We start from the raw sequence: 20,658 nt of genomic DNA on the forward strand, positions 1-20,658 counted from the left end.
GATTTCTTAAACAATAGAATTTCCTGATCGATAGATCAGTTTTTGGCATCGAGGTATCCGCGATGGATCTCAAGCAACTGCGCGCGTTCGTCACCGTGGCCGAAACGGGCAACGTCACCCGTGCGTCGAGCCTGTTGAATCTCGTGCAGCCGGCCGTGTCGCGCCAGCTGCGCCTGCTCGAGGAGGACATGGGGACGGAGCTGTTCGACCGTAGCCGGCACGGCATGCAGCTCACGCCGTCGGGCAAGACGATGCTCGAATACGCGCGCCGCATCCTCAACGAGGTGGCGCGGGCCAAGGCCGAGATCCAGCCGACCGAGGGGCCGGTGGCGGGCATCGTGAGCATCGGGCTGCTGGCCAGCACGTCGGATCTGCTGGCCACGCGGCTGGCGGGCGAGGTGGCGCGGCGCTATCCGCACATCCGCCTGCGGCTCACGATCGGCTACGCGGGCCACCTGCAGGACTGGCTCGAAGCGGGGGATGTCGATGCGGCGCTGCTGTACGGGCAGAAGGAGACGCCCGCGCTGCATGTCAAGGCGTTGATCGAGGAAAGCCTGTGGGTCGTCGCCGCGCCGTCCGTCGGGCTGTCGCACAAGCGGCCGGTGTCGCTCGAGCGGGTCGCGTGCGAGCCGTTCATCCTGCCTTCTGCACCACAGGGCCTGCGCGCCGCAATCGAGCACGCGGCGGCCGAGGCGGGCGTGACGTTGCAGGTCTTCGCCGAAACCAACGCGCTGAGCGTGCAGAAGGAACTGGTCGCGCAAGGCCACGGCTGGACGATCCTGCCGGCTGTCGGCGTGACGCAGGAGGTGGAGCGCGGTAGCCTGACCGCGGCGCCGCTCGCGTCGCCGGGCGTCAGGCGCACGATCGTGCTCGCGGCGCCCAGCAGCCGGCAGGCCACGGCGCCGGTGCGCTGCGTGGTCGGCGTGCTGCTCGACTGCGTGAAGGCTACGTTCGACCAGGGCGACTGGCCCGATGCGCGCTGGCTGGGCTAGGGGGTGAACCGTCCCGTAGGCGCGAACGGGCGCTAGCCAGGGCGATCGCAGCCTGCCGCGGCGGGCAAACCCGGCCGGGGCAGGCCGTTGCTGCGAGGCCCCGGCGTGTATCCGCCGGGCCGCGCGGCGCTTACTTCAACGGCAAGCAGATGCGCGTCTGCCACTGTGCGGGCGGCGTGCTGCGCGGGTCGTTCAGGTCCTGCTCGAACATCGGGAAGTCGGCCGGCACCATGCCGCTCGCGGGCAGCCATACAGATCCGGCCCGGCGTCGGGGTGGCTTGCCAGCCAGCGCAGGACGGGCTCCATGCGCCGGGCGTATTGGGTAAGGGTTCGGGGTTTCAATGGCGGGCTCCTGGAGGCGCCATGTAGGGTCGGCGGGTTTGCAGATTTTGCGGTTTTTCCCGAAGCAGGAGGAAAACGCTGCCGACACGCATGCTGCGGCCGCACCGGTAATCGCGGCGGCATGAGCTTGCCGCACGATCGACGGTTGCTGACGCAGGCGTGTGGTGCGCACGGTGAACGACGACGCGCGATGCCGCTCGGATCACTCGCCGTTTTGACCTGCCGCCCCGGGACGGCTTGCGTGCCCCGTGACGCCAGTAGGGCGTCGAAATCGCATACCCGGGAAAACACCTGTCGGTACAGGATGTATGAGCCGGATCTCGTCGCCCTCCCCGGCCATGTCTTTGTGGCCGGGGAGGACGATCACCCGACACCGGGGCCGTCGATACGCACCGTGGCGTTCACCCTACCCGCGCTTCTCCCTCGCGCTCGGCTTCCCCCTCGTCCGCACCCGTTCGCGCCAGCACGGGCCGGAGCGCCTGCCCGGTGTGGCTCGCGCTCACCTGCACGAGCGCTTCCGGCGCCGCCGCCGCGACGATCGTGCCGCCGCCCACGCCACCTTCCGGCCCGAGATCGATGATCCAGTCGGCTTCCGCGATCACATCGAGGTCATGCTCGATCACGACGACGCTGTGCCCCGCATCGACGAGCCGATGCAGCACGCGGATCAGCTTCGCGACGTCCGCCATGTGCAGGCCGACCGTCGGTTCGTCGAGCACATACAGCGTGTGCGGCGCTTTCTGGCCGCGCCGCGTGATGTCGTCGCGCACCTTCGTCAGCTCGGTGACGAGCTTGATGCGCTGCGCCTCGCCGCCCGACAGCGTGGGCGACGGCTGGCCGAGCGTCAGGTAGCCGAGGCCGACGTCCTTCATCAGCTGAAGCGGATGCGCGATGTTCGAGATCGGCGCGAAGAACGCCACGGCCTCGTCGATCTCCATCGTCAGCACGTCGCCGATGTTCCGGCCGCGCCACGTGACGGCGAGCGTCTCCGGGTTGAAGCGCTGCCCGTGGCACACGTCGCACGGCACCTTCACGTCGGGCAGGAAACTCATCCCGATCGTGCGCACGCCTTGCCCTTCGCAGGCGGGGCAGCGCCCGTCGCCGGTATTGAACGAGAAACGCGACGCCGTGTAGCCGCGCGCACGCGCCTCCAGCGTATCGGCGAACAGCTTGCGGATCGTGTCCCACACGCCGATATAGGTGGCCGGGCACGAGCGCGGCGTCTTGCCGATCGGCGTCTGGTCGACTTCGAGCACGCGATCGATCTGCTCCCAGCCGCTCAGCGACTCGCAGCCCTGCCACGCATGCGTGACGTTCAGCGACGGCCGCGGCGCGCTGCGCGCGAGCACGCTCGAGCGGCGGTTGGCGGCCGGCGCGTCCTGCTGCGCGGCCTTGCGTGCGCGCCGCGTGGCCGCCGACAACAGCACCGGGCGGCCGACCGCATCGAGCAGGTTCGTCATCAGCACGTCGCGCGCGAGCGTCGATTTGCCCGAGCCGCTCACGCCCGTGACCGCGACGAGCCGCGCGAGCGGAATGCCGACCGTGACGTCGCGCAGGTTGTGCAGCCGTGCGCCATGCACGGTCAGCCAGGCGTCCGGCACCGCGGCGCCGCCCTTCTTGCCCGGCAGGCTCACGCTGCGGCGCGGCTGCAGCGGGTGCGTCATCGGCTGCGCGAGCAGGCGCCCCGTCACCGAATCGGACTGCGCGGCCAGATCCGCAACCGCGCCCTGCGCGACCAGCGTGCCACCGCGCTTGCCCGCGCCCGGGCCGACGTCGATGATGTGATCGGCACGGCGGATCGTGTCCTCGTCATGCTCGACGACGACGAGCGTATTGCCCTTGTCGCCGAGCTTGCGCAGCGCGTCCAGCAGGATCTGGTTGTCGCGCGGATGCAGGCCGATCGTCGGTTCGTCGAGCACGTAGCACACGCCCTGCAGGTTGCTGCCGAGCTGCGCGGCGAGCCGGATGCGCTGCGCTTCGCCGCCCGACAGGCTCGGCGCCGCGCGATCGAGGCTCAGGTAGCCGAGCCCGACTTCCTCGAGAAACGCGAGGCGGCTGCCGATCTCGCTGACGATGTCGCGCGCGATCTGCGCGTCGCGCCCCGTCAGTTCCAGCCCGTCGATCCAGCGCCGCGTGTCGGACACCGTCCATTGCGCGACCTCGACGATCGGATGCGCGTCGAACGTGACCGCGCGCGCGGACGGGTTCAGCCGCGTGCCGCCGCAATCCGGGCACGGCTCGTTGCCGACGCCTTCCGGTTCCTGCTCGTCGGAAGGCAGCGTCTGCTCGCGGCCGCGATCGTCCCCGGCGAGCACCGTGTCGTCGTACGCGGCGCGCTGTTCGCGCGTGAGCGTGACGCCGGTGCCGACGCAGGTCGTGCACCAGCCATGCTTGCTGTTGTACGAGAACATCCGCGGGTCCAGCTCCGGGTAGCTCGTGCCGCATACCGGGCACGCGCGCTTGACCGACAGCACCTTGACCGTGCCGACGCGCGCGGTCGAATGACCGTTCTGCATCGCGTCGTGCAGCCCGTCGAGCGGCGCGAGCAGATGCATCACGCCCTTGCCGAGTTCGAGCGTCTCGTCGAGCACGCGCCGCAGTTCGGCCTCGTTGTCCGGCGATACGACGATATCGGCCACCGGCAGCTCGATCGTGTGCTCGCGGAAACGGTCGAGCTTCGGCCACGGATCGACCGGCACGAACTCGCCGTCGACCCGCAGATGCGTGCTGCCGCGCGCCTTCGCCCACTTCGCGAGATCGGTATACACACCCTTGCGGTTGACGACGAGCGGCGCGAGCAGCCCGACGTGCTCGCCGCGATGATCGCGCAGCAACTGCGCGGCGATCGATTCGACGGATTGCGACGTGACCGGCGTGCCGTCGTGGATGCAATGCTGCAGGCCGAGCTTCACGTACAGCAGCCGCAGGAAGTGCCAGACCTCGGACGTGGTCGCGACCGTGCTCTTGCGCCCGCCGCGCGACAGCCGCTGCTCGATCGCCACCGTCGGCGGAATGCCGTACACCGCGTCGACTTCAGGGCGGCCGGCCGGCTGCACGATCGAGCGCGCATACGCGTTCAGCGATTCGAGGTAACGGCGCTGGCCTTCGTGGAACAGGATGTCGAACGCGAGCGTCGACTTGCCGGAACCCGACACGCCGGTGATCACGTTGAACTTGCCGTGCGGGATGTCGACGTCGAGTGCCTTCAGGTTGTGCTCGCGCGCGTTGACGATCCGCACGACGTCTTCGCCTTCGATCGCACGCCGCTCGCGCGCCGCGTTCAGCACGGCCTGCAGCGGCTTGCCTTCGTCGGCGAGCGCCAGCTCGGCATCCATCGCGCGGTCGTACTGCAGCAGCGCCACGCCCGTATGCGACGCGGCGCAGGCCTTCACGTCGTCGGGCGTGCCCGCGCACAGCACGAGACCGCCGCCGTCGCCGCCTTCCGGGCCGAGATCGATCAGCCAGTCGGCCGCGCGGATCACGTCGAGGTTGTGCTCGATCACGATCAGCGAATGGCCGGCCGCGAGCAGCTTGCCGAACGCCTGCATCAGCTTCGCGATGTCGTCGAAGTGCAGCCCGGTGGTCGGCTCGTCGAACATGAACAGCTTCGCCCGCGCGATGCGCGCCTCTTCCGTCGCGACCCGGCGCCCGTTGGCCGCCGCCGCCGATTCGGCGAGGAAACCGGCCAGCTTCAGGCGCTGCGCTTCGCCGCCCGACAGCGTCGGCACCGGCTGGCCGAGCTTCACGTATTCGAGGCCGACGTCGACGATCGGCTGCAGCACGCGCAGCACCTCGGCGTCGGTCGCGAAGAACGCGGCCGCTTCGCTCACCGTGAGATCGAGCACGTCGGCGATGCTCAGCGCGCGGCCGTTGCGCTCGATGCGCACTTCGAGGATCTCGGCACGGTAGCGGCTGCCGTCGCAGTCCGGGCAGCGCAGGTAGACGTCGCTCAGGAACTGCATCTCGATGTGCTCGAAGCCCGAGCCGCCGCAGGTCGGGCACCGGCCGTCGCCCGAGTTGAAGCTGAACGTGCCGGCGCCGTAGCCGCGTTGCAGCGCGAGCGGCGCCTTCGCGAACAGCTTGCGGATCTCGTCGAACGCGCCGACGTAGCTCGCCGGGTTCGAACGCGTGGTCTTGCCGATCGGCGACTGGTCGACGAACACGACGTCGCCCACCTGGTCGGCGCCCGTGAGATTGCGGAACGCGCCCGGCGACTCGGTCGCCTTGCCGTGGTGCCGCGCCATCGCCGGATAGAGCACATCCTGCAGCAGCGTGGATTTGCCGGACCCCGACACGCCCGTCACGCAGACGAGCCGCTGCAGCGGGATCTCGACCGTCACGTCGCGCAGGTTGTGTTCGCTCGCGCCTTCGAGCACGATGCGCGGCGTGTTCGCGTCGACCACGCGGCGCGCCCAGTTCGACGCATGCGCGACATGCTTGCGGCCGCCGAGATACTCGCCCGTCAGCGTGCGCGCGGAGCGGATATCGCCCGGCGTGCCGTCGTAGACGATCGTGCCGCCGCGCTCGCCCGGGCCGGGGCCCATGTCGATCAGCCGGTCGGCCGCGAGCATCACCGACGGATCGTGTTCGACCACGACCAGCGTATTGCCCGCGTCGCGCAGCCGCTGCATCGCCTCGACGATCCGCGTGAGATCGCGCGGATGCAGCCCGATGCTCGGTTCGTCGAGCACGAACAGGGTTTTCGTGAGCGACGTGCCGAGCGCCGTGGTCAGGTTGATCCGCTGCACCTCGCCGCCCGACAGCGTGCGGCTCTGCCGGTCGAGCGTCAGGTAGCCGAGCCCGACGTCGCACAGGTATTTCAGGCGCGTGCGCACCTCGGCGAGCAGCAGCTTCAGCGCATCGTCGAGCAGCGCGCTCGGCAGCGTGATGTCGTCGAAGAAGCGGCGGATGCGCTCGATCGGCAACAGCATCAGGTCGTGCACGGTCAGGCCCGGCAGCGCCTCGAGCTGCGCGCGCGACCAGTCGACGCCGCGCGGCAGGAAGCGATCGGCGGGCGCGAGCACCGCGTCGGCGTTCTCCTTCGAGCCGAGCCGCCATTGCAGCGACTCCGTCTTCAGGCGCGCGCCGCCGCACACGTCGCACGGCGTGTAGCTGCGGTATTTCGACAGCAGCACGCGGATATGCATCTTGTACGCTTTCGATTCGAGATAGCCGAAGAAGCGCTTCACGCCGTACCACTGGCTCTGCCACTTGCCGTTCCAGTCCGGCGAGCCGTTGACGACCCAGTCGCGCTCGGCGTCCGACAGCTCGGACCACGGCGTGTCGCGCGGGATGCCGGCTTTCGCCGCATAGCGCATCAGGTCGTCCTGGCATTCCTTCCAGGCGGGTGTCTGCATCGGCTTGATCGCGCCGCCGCGCAGCGTCTTGCGCGCGTCGGGGATCACGAGGCCGAGATCGACGCCGATCACGCGGCCGAAGCCGCGGCAGGTTTCGCACGCGCCGTACGCCGAGTTGAACGAGAACAGCGCCGCTTGCGGCTCCGCGTAGCGCAGGTCGCTGTCGGGATCGTGCAGCCCGGTGGAGAAGCGCCATACCTGCGGCTCGGCGGCCGTGCCATCCGGGGTTTCCGGCTCCGCCGCGAGCACGTACACGTTCACGCGCCCGCCGCCGCGCTTCAGCGACGCCTCGATCGCCTCGACGACACGCACCTTGTCGGCCTGCTGCACGCGGAAGCGGTCGGCCACCACGTCGAGCATCTTGCGCGGCCCGGTGGGCGACGCGACTTCGCGCTGCGCCTGCACGCGCGTGTAGCCGCTCGCCGACAGCCACTGCGCGATTTCTTCGTCGGACACCGTTTCGGGCAGCTCGACCGGGAACGTGACGACGACGCGCGGATCGTCCGCCTGCGTGCGCGCGACGAGATCCGCGTAGATCGTCTCCGGCGTGTCGTGCCGCACCTGCCGCGCGGTCTTGCGGTCGAACAGCTCGGCCGCGCGCGCGTACAGCAGCTTCAGGTGATCGTTCAGCTCGGTCATCGTGCCGACGGTCGAACGCGAACTGCGCACCGGGTTGGTCTGGTCGATCGCGATCGCAGGCGGCACGCCGTCGACACGCTCGACCTGCGGGCGGTCCATCCGGTCGAGGAACTGCCGCGCGTACGCGCTGAACGTCTCGACGTAGCGCCGCTGGCCTTCCGCGTACAGCGTGTCGAACACGAGACTCGACTTGCCTGAGCCCGACGGGCCGGTGACGACCGTCATCTCGCCGGTGCGCAGGTCGAGATCGAGATTCTTGAGGTTGTGCTGACGTGCTCCGCGAATGCGGATCAGATTGCTGGATGACAATTTGCCTGCCCGTCTGAATGAGTTAGCCGGATTTCACGGTGCCGGAACGCTGCGGCGGATGCCCGCAGGCGCGGCGCACGGGCCGCGAAGGTTGCACCTGTGCGGCTCGATTTCGACGGACACTATACTGTATATTCATACAGTTTTCCATGAACGGCGCGAATTCGTGAAAACGCGCCAGATCACTCCGGCTACGCCTTGCCGAGACCGGCTTTGCGTCCACGCCCCGGTGGCCTGGCCGGCACGGTTCGCCCGTACTCGTTCCACCACGCCGTCAGCGCCTCCATCGTCGGCCCGAGGCCGCGCGCCTTTTCGGTGATTTCGTATTCGACGCGCGGCGGCACTTCCGCGAACACCGTGCGGGCAATCAAGCCGTCCGCTTCGAGCTCACGCAACTGAGCCGTCAGCATGTGCTGCGTGATACCCGGAATTGCCTTCCGTAGTTCTCCGAAACGATAGACGTGCTGGTTGAGCAGCCACATGATCTCCAGCTTCCACTTGCCGGACAGCAGCGCGAATGCACGCCGCATTTCGTCGTGCATGTTCACTTCGCCGGCGTCTTTAGTCATCTTTTCCATACCAACAGACAGCAAATCATCCTACTTGCGGGCATTCATCTTAGACGACATTCTTGCGCCAAGTCGATAGCGACGAAACACAGGAAACCGCAACCCATGGCTGCAAATCTTGCCTACTGGATCAGCACCGCATTGCTGTCACTGCTCTACCTCGCGTCCGCGACGCTCTACATCGTCAAGCGGGATCTGATCCGCACAACCCTCGTCGGGTTAGGCTATCCCGCGTATCTCGTGCCGCTCCTGACCGTCGTGAAAATCGCCGCCGTGGCGGCCATCCTGACGCGTGCTTACGTGCCGCTCAGTGATCTCGCGTACGCAGGCATCTTCTATCACCTGCTGCTTTCCGCGCTGGCACACATAGGCGTTCGCCAGCCACGCGGCGCGCTGCCGGCGGCAATCGCCCTCGTCTGTCTCGTCGTTTCATTCATCACGCAAAACGCGGCGCGCGACATCCCGTCGCCGTACGGCATCGTCGCGACGATGCGTCACGCAACCATCGGTTAAAGGAGAACATCATGGCCCGACTCAGCGGGAAAATTGCCATCGTCACGGGCGCCGGCCGGGGAATCGGACGCGCCACCGCAAAACGGTTCGCTGCCGAAGGCGCAACGGTGGCGGTCATGTCGCTCACGCCTGCCAACGTCGATTCGGTCGTGGCCGACATCGAGGCCGCCGGCGGCCATGCGCTCGGCATCCCTTGCGATCTCGGCAGCGCCGACCAGATCAACGCGGCCGTCGACAAGGTCGCCACGACCTGCGGCGGCATCGACATCCTCGTGAACAATGCGTTCGATCCGTCCGCGCCGTTTTCGTCGATCGCCGATTTGTCGGTGGAGCAACTGCAACGCAACTTCGATCTCGGGCCCATCGCGTACCTGCGGATGATGCAGGCGGCCTACCCGCACCTGAAAGCGAGCGGCGCTGGCCGCGTGATCAACTTCGGTTCGATGGCCGGCGTCATGGGCCTCGCAGGGTACGGTCCGTACAACATGGCGAAGGAAGCCGTGCGCGCGCTGACGAGAACCGCCGCACGTGAATGGGCGGCCGACGGGATCACGGTCAACAATGTGCTGCCGTTGGCGCAAACGTGGGGCGAGCGTGCCGACGTGCCGCCGCCGACCAACCCGCTGGGTCGATTCGGCACACCCGACGACGACATCGCGCCGGTCGTCCTGTTCCTCGCCAGCAAGGACGCTCAGTTCCTGACGGGCTACAGCCTCACGCCAGACGGCGGTTCGATCATCGACAGCGCACGCTGAACGACGCTCGGCGGGTATGCATCACGACGACATACGGCCCACGCTTTCCGGCCGTATGCCGCACACGCATCACGCGATGCCGACACGGCATCGCGTACGCCACGTCGCGTACGGAAAATTCGAAAAACGCAACAAGAACTGGCTGCTGGGCATGGATCCGTCCGTGGACGGCCTGAAGACTGGGCACACCGCGGCCGCCGGCTATTGCATCGTCGCGACCGCGAGCCGGCCGCAGCAAGCCCCGGCGATGAAGCGCCGCGTGTTCGCGGTAGTCCTCGGCGCGCCCACTGCGGCCGCAAGAATATCGGGGGCGGCGCAGTTGCTGAACTACGCTTTTTCCTCGTACAAGGATGACGCCGCGGCGCCCGCATCGGGATACCCGTTCATCACGCGCGCGGCCCGGCCGGGCGCCGGCGACGCTGGCAGAACCTGACCACGTGCCGAGGTGCACGAACAGCGCCTCGGCCACGTCATCGACGTTCGCCCCAAACAGGAACCGAATCAGCCGCCGCCCGCCGTCGCACAGGCAATGCACGCGCGTGCAAGCACCTCGGTCGGATCGACGAGCGTCGCCCGGCGCCCGTCCCGCGCGACATATTCGCCGCCCGGCAGCAGGATCGGCAGCTCGGTGCATCCAAGCACGATCACGCTCACACCGTCGGCAATCAACGCCTCGACGGCCGCACCGATATCGTCCTCGCATTGTCCGGTCGTGAAGCCAGCCTTGACGCCCTGCTTGCCGTAGATCGCTTCCATCACGCGCGCCTGCAACGCCGGCCCGGGCGCCACCTGCCGGAGCCCTTGCGATTCCAGCGCCCTTTGATAGACCCCGCTTTCGATCGTGCCGGACGTCGCCAGCACGCCGACCTCCCGCAGCGCCGGATAGGTGTCGCGCAGATAGGCGACCGTGACGGTCAGCATGTTGACGATCGGAATGCCGAGGTAAGGCTGGATCCGCTCGACGAACGCATGCGCGGTGTTGCACGGGATCGCGATGACGTCGGCATCGCCGTCCTCGAGCTTCTTGCAGGTCGCGTACAGGGAGATCGTCGGATCCGCGCCGGCGCCCACCAGGTTCTCGGTTCGGTCCGGAATCTGCGGATTCTGTTCGACCAGCAGCTTGATATGGTCCTGGTCGCGCGACGCCGGCGTATTGCGCACGATCTTGTCCAGGAAATCGACCGTCGCGGCCGGGCCCACCCCGCCGACCACGCCGATCTTGAACGTCGCCGCACGCGAGCCCGGCGCCCCGGTCACCGCATACTGCGCGTACGCCAGATTCGAATCCACGAGCGGCACGCGCTGCGGGCCGATTTCGTCCGCGACCAGCGCGATCTCGGTCAGCCCCGGGACGATGACCTGCACGCCCTGATCGGCCAGGTCCTCGCATGCGCGGCGCAACAACTCGACCGGCCGGCCGCGAAGATTGCCGCGCTTGATGCCGTCCGGGCCGTAGATGGCCTCCGTCACGAGGTCGATACCCTCGTGCGCCCGCGGATAAACGACTTCGAATGGCGGTGACTCGAAATACGCGTCGAAGAGTCGCTTGTCCCGCACGTAGTCGGAAGCCAGCACGCCGATGCGCGTCGCGTCGGGATACTTGCGCCGCACGTGGCTGCGCACCGCTTCGACGATATCCACGATCGGCAGGCGCGTATTCGCCTTCAGCTCGTCGATGAACGTATGGCTCAGGAAACACGGCAGCACGACCGTCGTCACGCCGCGCTGCTCGAACGACCGGATCATGTCGAACACGTACAGCTTGCGTTCGATGGTCGCCGCACTGCCCGACCCCGAACCCTTGAACGGATACTGCTCGAAGACCATCTCGACGTGTTCCTCGTCGGACGACGCAGGCGTCGCCTTCACCATCTTGAAGAACACATCGGCACTCCCCAGCGGCCCGAGGCCGCCGACCACACCGAATTTCTGCCGGGCCTTCACGCTCTCGGTGCGCATCATGCGTTCAGCTCCGGCTGGTCGAACACGGCGTCTTGCGGCTTCGCGGCACGCCGGTTTTCCCATTTCGCGATCACCGCGGTCGCCACGCTGTTGCCGATCACGTTCGTCATCGTGCGGCCCATGTCGAGAATCTGGTCGATCGCCAGGACCATCGCGACGCCGGCCGCCGGCAGATGGAACATCGGCGCAACCGCCGCGACCACCACCACCGAGCCGCGCGGCACGCCTGCCATGCCCTTGCTGCTCAACATCAGCACCAGCAACATGAAGACCTGCTGCGACAGCGGCATGTGCACGCCGAACGCCTGTGCGATGAAGATGGCGGCAAACGCCTGATACATCATCGAACCGTCGAGGTTGAACGCGTAACCCAGCGGCAGCGTGAAGCCCACGACCTTCTTGTCGACGCCGAACTTCTCGAGCTGCTCGGCCAGGCGCGGATAGGCGGCCTCGCTGCTCGCGGTCGAGAACGCGATCAGCGCGGGTTCGCGCATGGCCTTCAGCAGGCTCCCGACGCGCCGCCCGAGAAACACGTAGCCGACACCGACCAGGATCATCCAGAGCACGAGCAAGCCGAGATAGAACGCGCCGATCAGCCTTCCATACGTGTAGATCACGTCGAGCCCGCGCAGCGTGACCGACGAAGCGATCGCACCGAATACGCCCAGCGGCGCCGCGCGCATCACGTAGTTCGTCAGGCGCAGCATCACCGGCACCATCCCTTCGATCGACTGGATCACGACGCCGACCCGCTTGTCGTGCTTCAGCGCACTCAGCGCGACGCCGAGAAAGACCGAGAACACCAGGATCTGCAGGATGTCGTTGCGCGCCATCGCGTCGAGCAGGCTGGTCGGGAACGCATGCGTGATCACGTCCCGGGCGTTCAGTGCGGCGGTATTCAGCCCGGTGTTCACCTCGCCGGCGGTTTCCGTGAGGTGCAGGCCGGCGCCCGGCTGCAGCGCATTGGCCATCACGAGGCCGAGGCTCAACGAAATCAGCGACGCGCAGACGAACCAGCCGATCGAACGCGCACCGATGCGCCCGACGTCCTCGCCGCCGTCCATGCCGGCCAGGCCGGACACGAGCGTCACGAACACCAGCGGCGCAATGATCATCTTGATCAGGCGCAGGAAGATGTCGGTGACGATCGAGAAATAACCGGCGACCGCTTTGAGCGTGGCCGGGTCCGCTATGTTCGTGTGGCACGCGTAACCGGCGACGACACCGAGGATCATGCCGATTGCAATGCTCAGGGTAAGGCGATTTTTCATGTCCATCCGTCCGTGGGTGACACCCGGCCGCCGGCTGGCGGGCGAGCGCTGCGAAGAAGGCCGCGCGACGCCGGTCACGCGTCGCAATTGCCGTTGGAACGAATGGTAGGGACGGTCAAAAAAGCCGTGATGCCGGTACAACATGGCGGTATGCGAATACCGCATAAGGCGGGAAAACCCTGTCTCAACCGAGCCGGGAAGGCGCCTCGCGCAAATGCTGCCAGAGCGTGTCGAGGAATTCGCTGCGATTGGACCCGTCGCGATACACGCGCAACTCGACTTCCAGGTTCCACGCCGCCGGCCCCGCCGGCACGAGTTCGCCGGCCGCGAGCTCGGCGGCGATCGCGCTCCGGGGCAGCCAGGCGACACCCTCGCCTTCCATCACGAGCTTTTTCAGCACTTCGGCCATGTCGGACTCGTAGTGCAACTGCAAGGCCGGCGCGGCCGGCGCACGGCCGAGCAGCAGCGCGAGACACCGGCCGAAATAGCTGGTTTCCGTATACGAAATCAGCGGCAGCGGACGCTGCTTCGTTCCGGGAAGGCGAAACGCGGGCGCCGAGCGCCGGTCCGGCCGGCATGCCGGCATCAACGTGTCGAGGCCCACGGTCAGGTGTTCGTACTTCGCGGGGTCGAGATGCAGCGGCAACTCCGGATGGTAATAGGCGAACATGAGCTCGCAGTTGCCGTTGACGAGCATCAGGATCGAGTCGTGGACGTTGGTCGGAATGACGCGCGCCCGCACTTCGCCGAAATGCGGCGCGAGCGCCTTGAGCCACGCAGGCAGGAAACTCAGCGCGATCGTGTGGCCCGCGGCGATCTGCAGGCTCTTGCCGGCGATCCGCTGCTCGGTGCGGATGATGGCTCGCGTGTCGAACAGGCGGCTGAGCACGTCTTCGGCCGTCTCGCGGAACAGGCGCCCCGCGGGCGTCAGCACCGGCGGAAAACTGCTGCGGTCGATCAGTTCCGCGCCGATCCACTGCTCGAGCGACTGAATGCGACGGCTGAAGCCCGATTGCGTGACGTTGCGAAATTCAGCCGCACGGGAAAAGCTTTGATATTGAGCGAGCGCGAGGAAATCCTCGATCCATTTGATTTCCATGTTGGCCTTGGAGGGTCGCGAGTGGATCGGCCGGTGCGTCACCCAGGCATTCCGGGTGACGCGCAGGCCGGCGGACGCTCACATTGTAGGTGCTCGCTCCCGCGCATCGCGTTGGCCGTCGCCACGGCGCCGATGGCCGATCCGAATGTCGCCCGCGGCATCGTCGTCGACGGAACGATGTTCGCCGACGCCCCCCGTCGACCACGACGATTCGGCAGCACGGCCGCCACGCCGTCCCTACCGTGCTACGCCTTTTTCGAATAGGCGCTACACCAGCCTTTTGCATTGACCTGCTTGCCGCCGAAAATGGCGCACGGCGCCATCGCGGCGCCGGCCTTGCCCTGGAAGAACTGGCAGTTCGCGCAGGTCTCACCCGCCTGGAATTTCGGGAACTTCGCATGGTCGACCCGGCTGGCATCCGTCTTGTAGCCGAGCGCCTGGGCGTTTGCATCGGATTCCTGCACGGCACCAGTAGCGGCCTCCGCCGCCGCGCGGCGTCCCAAGGCCAGTGCGGATGCCAGAACGGTGGTGGTTGTGATAAAACGTCGGCGTGAAAACTTCATGGCGCCCTCCTCCATGTTTGCGTGAACGGATGTCCGCGACGCGTTCGTCGTCCGCGAATCGGCCGTCGAAGGAATCAGTGGAAGAACAGCGCCCGCATCCCGAACGTGTGATGCGCTTCCGCCGCCATCAGCACCATGAGCACCAGCAGGCACAACGGCGGGATCAGGATCGCGTACACGAGCGCCAGCCGCTCCCACATCATGTGCATGAAGATCGACACGATCAGCCCGGCCTTCGCGATCATCAGCACGACGATCAGCACCCAGCGCAGCAGGCCCTGCACGTTGAAGTAGTCGACCAGGTACGACAACGTGCTCAGCACGAACAGCAGGCCCCAGATCTTCAGGTAGAGGCCGATCGGATGCTGCTGGCCGTGTGCGGCGTCGGGTCGATCGGCGGGATCGGTGTGGTCCATGGCCAGCCTCACCACAAATAGAACAGCGCGAAGATGAACACCCACACCAGGTCGACGAAGTGCCAGTACAGGCCGGCGATTTCGACGATCTGGAAGTTGCCGTGCTCGGCGAACCCCGGCTGCCGGATCTTGCGCGCGATCAGCAGCAGGTAGATCACGCCGCAGGTCACGTGAAAGCCGTGGAACCCGGTGATCGTGAAGAAGCACGCGCCGAACTGCGCCGCGCCCAGCGGGTTGCCCCAGGGCCGGATACCTTCGTGGACGATCAGCTTGGTCCATTCGAGGGCCTGCATCGACACGAAGCTCGCGCCCAGCAGCGCGGTCGCGAGCAGCAACGCGCCGGCGCGCCTGGCGTTGCGCCGGTAGCCGAAGTTGACCGCCATCGCCATGGTGCCGCTGCTGGTGATCAGGATGAACGTCATGATGGCAATCAGCAGCAACGGCACATCCAGGCCGCCCACCGTGAGCCCGAACACCTTGGACGTGTCGGGCCACGGCGCCGTGGTCGACATGCGCACCGACATGTAGCCGATCAGGAAGCTGCTGAAGACGAACGTGTCCGACAGCAGGAAGATCCACATCATCGCCTTGCCCCACGGCACCTTGAAGGCTTCGCGGTCGGCCGACCAGTCGGTGACGATGCCGCGCCAGCCGTCGGGCCGGGCGTCGGCGGGCGGGGCCGCCGGCGATTCGGCAGCGGATTCGGTGTGCACCGTGGGCGAGGTCATGGCGCGGCTCCATACAGCGGCCCGCAGATCGCGGCGACGATCCCGGGGGTAAGCCACCACATCGCCGCCAGCAGCACGAGCCAGACCGCAAGCAGGAAATGCCAGTAAAGCGCGCACAGCGCGATAGCGCGCCGGGCCCGGAACGGGTCCGCGCGCCGGAGCTGCGCGATCGTCACGGCCCACGCCGCGAGCCCGCCCAGCACATGCAACCCGTGCAGGCCCGTGAGCAGGTAAAGGAAGCTGTTGGACGGATTGACGGTGACAGTCTGCCCGGCCGCCGCCAGCATGTGCCAGGCGGTCAGTTGCCCAATCACGAACACGGCCGCCAGCACGCCGCCGCCCACCAGCCACGCCATGCGGTGCACGGCCGGTTGCCGGGCACGCTGCATCGCGACGCTTGCGAGCACCAACGCACCGGTGTTCCACCACAGCAGCGCCGGATGCGGGATCGGCTGCCAGTCGGGTTCGCGCATGCGCATCGCATAGGCGAGCAGCAGCAGCGAAAACAACGTCGTGGCGACCGCCATGAAGACGATCAGGCCGGTGCGGCCCGCATTCGGCAAGCCGGGCGGCGCGTCGGGAACGAAGGGGCGCGGCAGCGTGGTCATTCGCGTGCCTCGCCGGGGTGAAGCGTCGGATGGACCGGTTCAGGCACCTCCGCAGGCGGCTGGTTTTGCGGCACGAAGTCTTCCCCTTGCCCCGGCGGACTGTATTCGTATGCCCAGCGGTAGACGACGGGAAGCGCCGCGCCCCAGTTGCCGTGCACGGGCGGCGTCTGCGGCGTCTGCCATTCGAGTGTGGTGGCCCGCCACGGGTTGCCGTCGGCGCGCCGGCCGCGCACGAGGCTCCACGCGAGGTTGAACAGGAACAGCAACTGCGCGGCCGCCACGATCAGCGCGACGACGGTGATGAACGTGTTGAGCGTCTGCGCCGAATGCGGAATGAAGCTGTAGCCCTGATACGCGTAATACCGCCGCGGCATGCCGAGGATGCCGAGATAGTGCATCGGGAAGTAGATCGCATAGGTGCCGACGAAGGTGATCCAGAAGTGCGCGCGCCCGAGCCTGTCGTCGAGCATGCGGCCCGTCACCTTCGGGTACCAGTGATAGATGCCGCCGAACACCACCAGGATCGGCGACACGGCCATCACCATGTGGAAGTGCGCGACCACGAAGTACGTGTTCGACAGCGGAATATCGACGCTCACGTTGCCGAGGTAGAGCCCGGTCAGCCCGCCCAGCACGAAGGTGCTGACGAAGCCGATGGCGAACAGCATCGGCACGGTCAGGTGGATATCGCCGCGCCACAGCGTCAGCACCCAGTTGTAGACCTTGAGGGCGGTCGGGACGGCGATGATGAGCGTGGTCGTCGCGAAGAAGAAGCCGAAGTACGGATTCATGCCGGCGACGAACATGTGGTGCGCCCAGACCACGAAGCTCAGCGCGCCGATGATGACGATGGCCCACACCATCATCCGGTAGCCGAAGATGCTCTTGCGCGCGTGCGTGCTGATCAGGTCCGACGCGATGCCGAAGGCCGGCAGCGCGACGATGTAGACCTCCGGATGCCCGAAGAACCAGAACAGGTGCTGGAACAGCAGCGGGCTGCCGCCGGCATGCTTGAGCGTCTGCCCCATCGACACCACGGCCGGGATGAAGAAACTGGTGCCGAGCGTCCTGTCGAGCAGCATCATCACCGCCGACACGAACAGCGCCGGAAACGCCAGCAGCGCCATGATGGTCGCGATGAAGATGCCCCACACCGTGAGCGGCATGCGCATCAGCGTCATGCCGCGCGTGCGCGCCTGCAGCGTGGTGGTCACGTAGTTCAGGCCGCCCATCGTGGCCGCGACGATGAAGATCGCCAGCGACACGAGCATCAGCACGATGCCCCATTCGACGCCCGGCGTGCCCGGCAGGATGGCCTGCGGCGGATACAGCGTCCAGCCCGCGCCGGTCGGCCCGCCGGGCACGAAGAAGCTCGCCACCAGCACCAGCACGGCCAGCAGGTAGACCCAGTAGCTCAGCATGTTGAGAAACGGGAACACCATGTCGCGCGCGCCCAGCATCAGCGGAATCAGGTAGTTGCCGAAGCCGCCCAGGAACAGCGCCGTCAGCAGGTAGATCACCATGATCATCCCGTGCATGGTGACGAACTGGTAGTAGTGGTTCGCGTCGATGAACGCGAACTTGCCCGGAAAGCCGAGCTGCAGCCGCATCAGGTCCGACAGCACGAGGCCGACCAGGCCGATGGCGATGGCCGTCAACGCATACTGCACGGCGATGACCTTGTGGTCCTGGCTCCACACATAGCGGGTCCAGAAGCTGTGCGGGACAAGGTCGGTGTGCGCGTAGGGCATGGCATCCGCTCCGTCAGGGTTGGGCTGCGCTGCTTGCGGGGGCCGGCCCGCCTTGCGCCTTGATATAGGCCACCAGCGCGGTCAGTTCCTGCTCGCTCAGGTCGAAGCGCGGCATGATCGGCGAGAAGCCCTTCACGACCCGGGCCGTCGGATTGCGGATGAACGCGCGCAGGTAGGCTTCGTCGACCTTCGCGGTGCTGCCGTCGGCCATCGTTTCGGTCTTGCCGTACAGGCCCTTCCAGGTCGGGCCGACGCGCGGCGTGCCGTCCACGGTGTGACAGGCGACGCAGCCCTTGGCGGCCGCGAGCGTCTTGCCCAGGTCGGCAAGCGCCTGCGCGCTGCCGCCGGCCGCGGCGGGGGCGGCCTGCACGCGGGCCTGCTGCTGTTGCGCGAACGTGGTCTGCTGCGCCAGCCAGCGCGAGAACGCGGCTTCGTCTTCCACCACCACCACGCCGCGCATGGTCGAATGCCCGACCCCGCAGAGCTGCGCGCACAGGATGTCGTAACGCCCTGCCTTGGTCGGCGTGAACCAGAAGGTCGTCACCATGCCCGGCACCATGTTCATGCGCGCCCGGAACGGCGGGACGTAGAAGTCGTGCAGCACGTCGCGCGACCGTGTCAGGACCTGCACCGGCCGGTTGAGCGGCAGGTGCACCTCGGGCGTCTCGATCAGGTAGTTGTCGCGGCCGTTGGGGTCGGCGGGGTTCATGCCGAACGGGTTGTCGTTGCTGATGTAGCGCACGTCCGTCGTGCCCAGCTTGCCGCCGGGGCCGGCGAAGCGGAAGCGCCATTGCCATTGCTGGCCGAGCACTTCCATCTGCAGCACGTTGCGCGGCGGCCGGATGTAGTCCGCATAGACGAACAGCCCCGGCGCCAGCAACGCCGCCACGCCGACGGCGGTCAGGCCGATCAGCCACCATTCCAGTGGCCGGTTGTGCGGCTCGTAGGCCGCGCGATGCCCGCTGCGGTGGCGATAGCGCACCAGTGCGACCACGATGAACAGGTTGATTGCGATGAAGAATGCGCCGGTAATGACGAGCGTGATCGTCAGCATGTCGTCCATGCGCACCCAGTTCGACGCGATGGGCGTGATCCACCACGGACTGGCAAAGTGAAACCCCACCGCCAGGATGATGATCAGGACCAGGGCAATCGCAAGGGTCATAGGCCGCCTCGCTGCGTGTCACTCTCCGGAGCCGCCGACACCCCGTTCCGAGTCTCCCGCCGGTGCCGCGTGTTCAAGGTCGGCGCGGCGGGAAACGCGATGGGTCAGTCGTCCGCGTTCCGCTTGCGCAATCGTTCCAGCCTGCCGTAGGTGATGGCCGCCACCACGCCGAACAACAGGTTGGCCAGCAAGGGCCCGGAACCCCGTTCGGAGATAAACCACGGGAACACGGCCGTCATGACGTAGAAGTTCCACCCATACGCGACGATCCCGAACGCCACCCCGATGGCGGCTTCCATGCCCACGCTCGAATCGAAGCGGAAAGGCGCCATGATCGCGGCGAGCATCATCCCCATGATCGCGCCGAGCACGTAGTGCAGCAGCAGCGCCATCGCCACGATTTCAAGGTTGAATTGCGTCATCTGGCCGAGCGCGCTGCGGCCCATCACCATCGCCGCGATCTTGTGTGTCGGTTGCCACGGGCTCGTGCCGAGCACGAGGGTCGACCAGACGAATTCCAGCGCGATCACCAGCGCACCGCCCGCGAGACCGGCCACGGCAGCGGCGACCCAGTCGGGCGTACGACGCTCCCAATGGTGCGATTGAATGTGCAGTTCCATACGACCTCCTTGTCGACGGTTCGACGTCGGCGCATCGGTTCCGGCGGCGTCACGCGCATCGAGCCGGCGTCCCTTGCGCGATTCGGAATGGCGGACAGGGTTGCCGGCGCGACGTGCGAACGACCCGCTCCGCGCGCGGCCCGCGGTGGCGGCCGTGCGCGCGACGAAACGCGTCGATGAACCCGAGTGTCGGGCAGGCCGGCTTGCTGTCGCGCGTCAGGGGAAGATCGGTGTCGTAGGCTCGGCGCCTTCCAGATCCGCCTTCGGAAAATGCTGGGCGACCATCTCTTCGATTTCCTGCTCTCGCAATGCCGGCACGTCGGCCATGATCAGGATCTGGCCGTCCTGGATGGCCTCGCGAAATCGCTGGAGTCGTGCGTTCGGCTCGGCGATGCCGATCATCGCGGCGGTCCACGCCCCGAAACCCGCTCCGGCCAACGTCAACCCGACCACGGCGCCGCCCGCGATCACGAGCTCCGCCGGTGGAAATACCAGCGCGACGAGGCCGATCAGCGCACCGGCCGCACCGCCGAGCGCGACGCCGCGCTCGAGCGCATGCACGACATCGCTGCTTTGCAGCAACGATGCTTCGGGTAACTGATCGAGTGTGACGCTGTGATTCGCGAGGACGTGGATGTGGCGCCAGATGATGCGCGCACGCAATAGATCGTCGACGATGGCCTTCGCCATCTGCGTATCGGGTACGAGGAAATAAAGGCGTCTCATGTCGGCACCCCTTTCTTGACATCAACTCGTCCTCAAGGGACTGTTTTATATTCTATGTCAGCATCCGCGACGCGCTAGGTGCGCGCGTGCCAGCGCCGGGGCCGCACGCGTGCATCCGGCACGCTTCGCAGGTGTGGCTGGAAAGAGGGGGGGTGCCCCTATGTGTTTCGTCAAGCGTTAGGGGCTGACCTGGGTTGGTAAATGGTGCCGTCGCGCAGCATGGCGAACAGGACGTCGCATCGTCGCCGTGCCAGCGCGATGAGCGCTTGGTTG

General features: G+C 67.0%; 17 protein-coding genes and 1 pseudogene. 4 read left to right on the forward strand and 14 right to left on the reverse strand.

Annotation, left to right across the window (positions count from 1 at the left end):
- Positions 1–62: 62 nt before the first annotated feature.
- The gene (locus G3N64_RS11955; RefSeq protein ID WP_205784142.1) at positions 63–992 is read left to right on the forward strand and encodes a LysR substrate-binding domain-containing protein; all 930 of its coding nucleotides are present in this window, start codon (positions 63–65) and stop codon (positions 990–992) included.
- 130 nt (positions 993–1,122) lie between these two features.
- Here the strand turns inward: G3N64_RS11955 and G3N64_RS11960 are convergent.
- The 3 genes and pseudogenes from G3N64_RS11960 to G3N64_RS11970 form a co-directional block, all read right to left on the reverse strand.
- Positions 1,123–1,248, reverse strand: a pseudogene (locus G3N64_RS11960) (GyrI-like domain-containing protein); the annotation flags it as partial.
- Between the two features lie 487 nt (positions 1,249–1,735).
- Complete coding sequence (gene uvrA, locus G3N64_RS11965) at positions 1,736–7,639, reverse strand: excinuclease ABC subunit UvrA (protein ID WP_205784143.1); 5,904 nt, start codon at positions 7,637–7,639, stop codon at positions 1,736–1,738.
- 191 nt (positions 7,640–7,830) lie between these two features.
- A complete protein-coding gene (locus tag G3N64_RS11970; RefSeq protein WP_205784144.1) occupies positions 7,831–8,208 on the reverse strand; it encodes a helix-turn-helix domain-containing protein in 378 nt (125 codons plus the stop codon).
- A gap of 105 nt (positions 8,209–8,313) precedes the next feature.
- On the opposite strand from G3N64_RS11970, the gene G3N64_RS11975 reads away from it, so the two are divergent.
- From G3N64_RS11975 to G3N64_RS11985, 3 genes are read left to right on the forward strand one after another with little or no spacing between them, the layout of a single operon-like run.
- Positions 8,314–8,721 (forward strand): DoxX family protein, encoded by a 408-nt coding sequence (locus G3N64_RS11975; protein WP_205784145.1) that lies wholly within the window; start codon positions 8,314–8,316, stop codon positions 8,719–8,721.
- 11 nt (positions 8,722–8,732) lie between these two features.
- Entirely contained in the window at positions 8,733–9,476 is a 744-nt protein-coding gene (locus G3N64_RS11980) for an SDR family oxidoreductase (RefSeq protein ID WP_205784146.1), read from the forward strand.
- Positions 9,477–9,492: 16 nt separating this feature from the next.
- Complete coding sequence (locus tag G3N64_RS11985) at positions 9,493–9,909, forward strand: hypothetical protein (protein ID WP_205784147.1); 417 nt, start codon at positions 9,493–9,495, stop codon at positions 9,907–9,909.
- 68 nt (positions 9,910–9,977) lie between these two features.
- Here G3N64_RS11985 and G3N64_RS11990 read toward each other — a convergent pair whose 3' ends face one another.
- From G3N64_RS11990 to G3N64_RS12040, 11 genes are all read right to left on the reverse strand, one after another.
- Positions 9,978–11,435 (reverse strand): amino acid racemase, encoded by a 1,458-nt coding sequence (locus G3N64_RS11990; RefSeq protein ID WP_205784158.1) that lies wholly within the window; start codon positions 11,433–11,435, stop codon positions 9,978–9,980.
- Positions 11,435–12,709, reverse strand: coding sequence for a dicarboxylate/amino acid:cation symporter (locus G3N64_RS11995; RefSeq protein ID WP_205784148.1), 1,275 nt, complete (start codon positions 12,707–12,709; stop codon positions 11,435–11,437). The genes G3N64_RS11990 and G3N64_RS11995 overlap by 1 nt, the downstream gene beginning before the upstream one ends.
- 184 nt (positions 12,710–12,893) lie before the next feature.
- Positions 12,894–13,808 (reverse strand): LysR substrate-binding domain-containing protein, encoded by a 915-nt coding sequence (locus tag G3N64_RS12000; RefSeq protein WP_205784149.1) that lies wholly within the window; start codon positions 13,806–13,808, stop codon positions 12,894–12,896.
- Between the two features lie 245 nt (positions 13,809–14,053).
- Positions 14,054–14,371 (reverse strand): high-potential iron-sulfur protein, encoded by a 318-nt coding sequence (locus G3N64_RS12005; RefSeq protein ID WP_205784150.1) that lies wholly within the window; start codon positions 14,369–14,371, stop codon positions 14,054–14,056.
- A gap of 74 nt (positions 14,372–14,445) precedes the next feature.
- Positions 14,446–14,787, reverse strand: coding sequence for a cytochrome C oxidase subunit IV family protein (locus G3N64_RS12010; protein ID WP_085040054.1), 342 nt, complete (start codon positions 14,785–14,787; stop codon positions 14,446–14,448).
- A gap of 8 nt (positions 14,788–14,795) precedes the next feature.
- Positions 14,796–15,515, reverse strand: a complete 720-nt coding sequence (locus G3N64_RS12015) for a heme-copper oxidase subunit III family protein (protein WP_124592623.1) — start codon at positions 15,513–15,515, stop codon at positions 14,796–14,798.
- Positions 15,512–16,123, reverse strand: coding sequence for a cytochrome c oxidase subunit 3 (locus tag G3N64_RS12020; protein WP_205784151.1), 612 nt, complete (start codon positions 16,121–16,123; stop codon positions 15,512–15,514). Before G3N64_RS12020 ends, G3N64_RS12015 begins: the two co-directional genes overlap by 4 nt.
- Positions 16,120–17,874, reverse strand: coding sequence for a cytochrome c oxidase subunit I (ctaD, locus tag G3N64_RS12025; RefSeq protein WP_205784152.1), 1,755 nt, complete (start codon positions 17,872–17,874; stop codon positions 16,120–16,122). Before ctaD ends, G3N64_RS12020 begins: the two co-directional genes overlap by 4 nt.
- A gap of 13 nt (positions 17,875–17,887) precedes the next feature.
- Positions 17,888–19,039, reverse strand: a complete 1,152-nt coding sequence (locus tag G3N64_RS12030) for a c-type cytochrome (protein WP_205784153.1) — start codon at positions 19,037–19,039, stop codon at positions 17,888–17,890.
- A gap of 104 nt (positions 19,040–19,143) precedes the next feature.
- Positions 19,144–19,659, reverse strand: a complete 516-nt coding sequence (locus G3N64_RS12035) for a hypothetical protein (protein WP_205784154.1) — start codon at positions 19,657–19,659, stop codon at positions 19,144–19,146.
- Positions 19,660–19,875: 216 nt separating this feature from the next.
- On the reverse strand, positions 19,876–20,385 hold the full coding sequence (locus G3N64_RS12040) for a DUF1269 domain-containing protein (protein ID WP_205784155.1): 510 nt from the start codon (positions 20,383–20,385) through the stop codon (positions 19,876–19,878).
- Positions 20,386–20,658 lie beyond the last annotated feature (273 nt).

It is taken from the genome of Burkholderia sp. Ac-20344 (assembly GCF_017104975.1).
Classification (GTDB): domain Bacteria; phylum Pseudomonadota; class Gammaproteobacteria; order Burkholderiales; family Burkholderiaceae; genus Burkholderia.

What these genes read in the sequence shown, in the direction of transcription:
- G3N64_RS11955 (WP_205784142.1), top strand. Translation starts at nt 63, where the DNA reads ATGGATCTCAAGCAACTGCGCGCGTTCGTCACCGTGGCCGAAACGGGC.
- G3N64_RS11970 (WP_205784144.1), bottom strand. Translation starts at nt 8,208, where the DNA reads ATGACTAAAGACGCCGGCGAAGTGAACATGCACGACGAAATGCGGCGT.
- G3N64_RS11975 (WP_205784145.1), top strand. Translation starts at nt 8,314, where the DNA reads ATGGCTGCAAATCTTGCCTACTGGATCAGCACCGCATTGCTGTCACTG.
- G3N64_RS11980 (WP_205784146.1), top strand. Translation starts at nt 8,733, where the DNA reads ATGGCCCGACTCAGCGGGAAAATTGCCATCGTCACGGGCGCCGGCCGG.
- G3N64_RS11985 (WP_205784147.1), top strand. Translation starts at nt 9,493, where the DNA reads ATGCATCACGACGACATACGGCCCACGCTTTCCGGCCGTATGCCGCAC.
- G3N64_RS11990 (WP_205784158.1), bottom strand. Translation starts at nt 11,435, where the DNA reads ATGCGCACCGAGAGCGTGAAGGCCCGGCAGAAATTCGGTGTGGTCGGC.
- G3N64_RS11995 (WP_205784148.1), bottom strand. Translation starts at nt 12,709, where the DNA reads ATGAAAAATCGCCTTACCCTGAGCATTGCAATCGGCATGATCCTCGGT.
- G3N64_RS12000 (WP_205784149.1), bottom strand. Translation starts at nt 13,808, where the DNA reads ATGGAAATCAAATGGATCGAGGATTTCCTCGCGCTCGCTCAATATCAA.
- G3N64_RS12005 (WP_205784150.1), bottom strand. Translation starts at nt 14,371, where the DNA reads ATGAAGTTTTCACGCCGACGTTTTATCACAACCACCACCGTTCTGGCA.
- G3N64_RS12010 (WP_085040054.1), bottom strand. Translation starts at nt 14,787, where the DNA reads ATGGACCACACCGATCCCGCCGATCGACCCGACGCCGCACACGGCCAG.
- G3N64_RS12015 (WP_124592623.1), bottom strand. Translation starts at nt 15,515, where the DNA reads ATGACCTCGCCCACGGTGCACACCGAATCCGCTGCCGAATCGCCGGCG.
- G3N64_RS12020 (WP_205784151.1), bottom strand. Translation starts at nt 16,123, where the DNA reads ATGACCACGCTGCCGCGCCCCTTCGTTCCCGACGCGCCGCCCGGCTTG.
- ctaD (WP_205784152.1), bottom strand. Translation starts at nt 17,874, where the DNA reads ATGCCCTACGCGCACACCGACCTTGTCCCGCACAGCTTCTGGACCCGC.
- G3N64_RS12030 (WP_205784153.1), bottom strand. Translation starts at nt 19,039, where the DNA reads ATGACCCTTGCGATTGCCCTGGTCCTGATCATCATCCTGGCGGTGGGG.
- G3N64_RS12035 (WP_205784154.1), bottom strand. Translation starts at nt 19,659, where the DNA reads ATGGAACTGCACATTCAATCGCACCATTGGGAGCGTCGTACGCCCGAC.
- G3N64_RS12040 (WP_205784155.1), bottom strand. Translation starts at nt 20,385, where the DNA reads ATGAGACGCCTTTATTTCCTCGTACCCGATACGCAGATGGCGAAGGCC.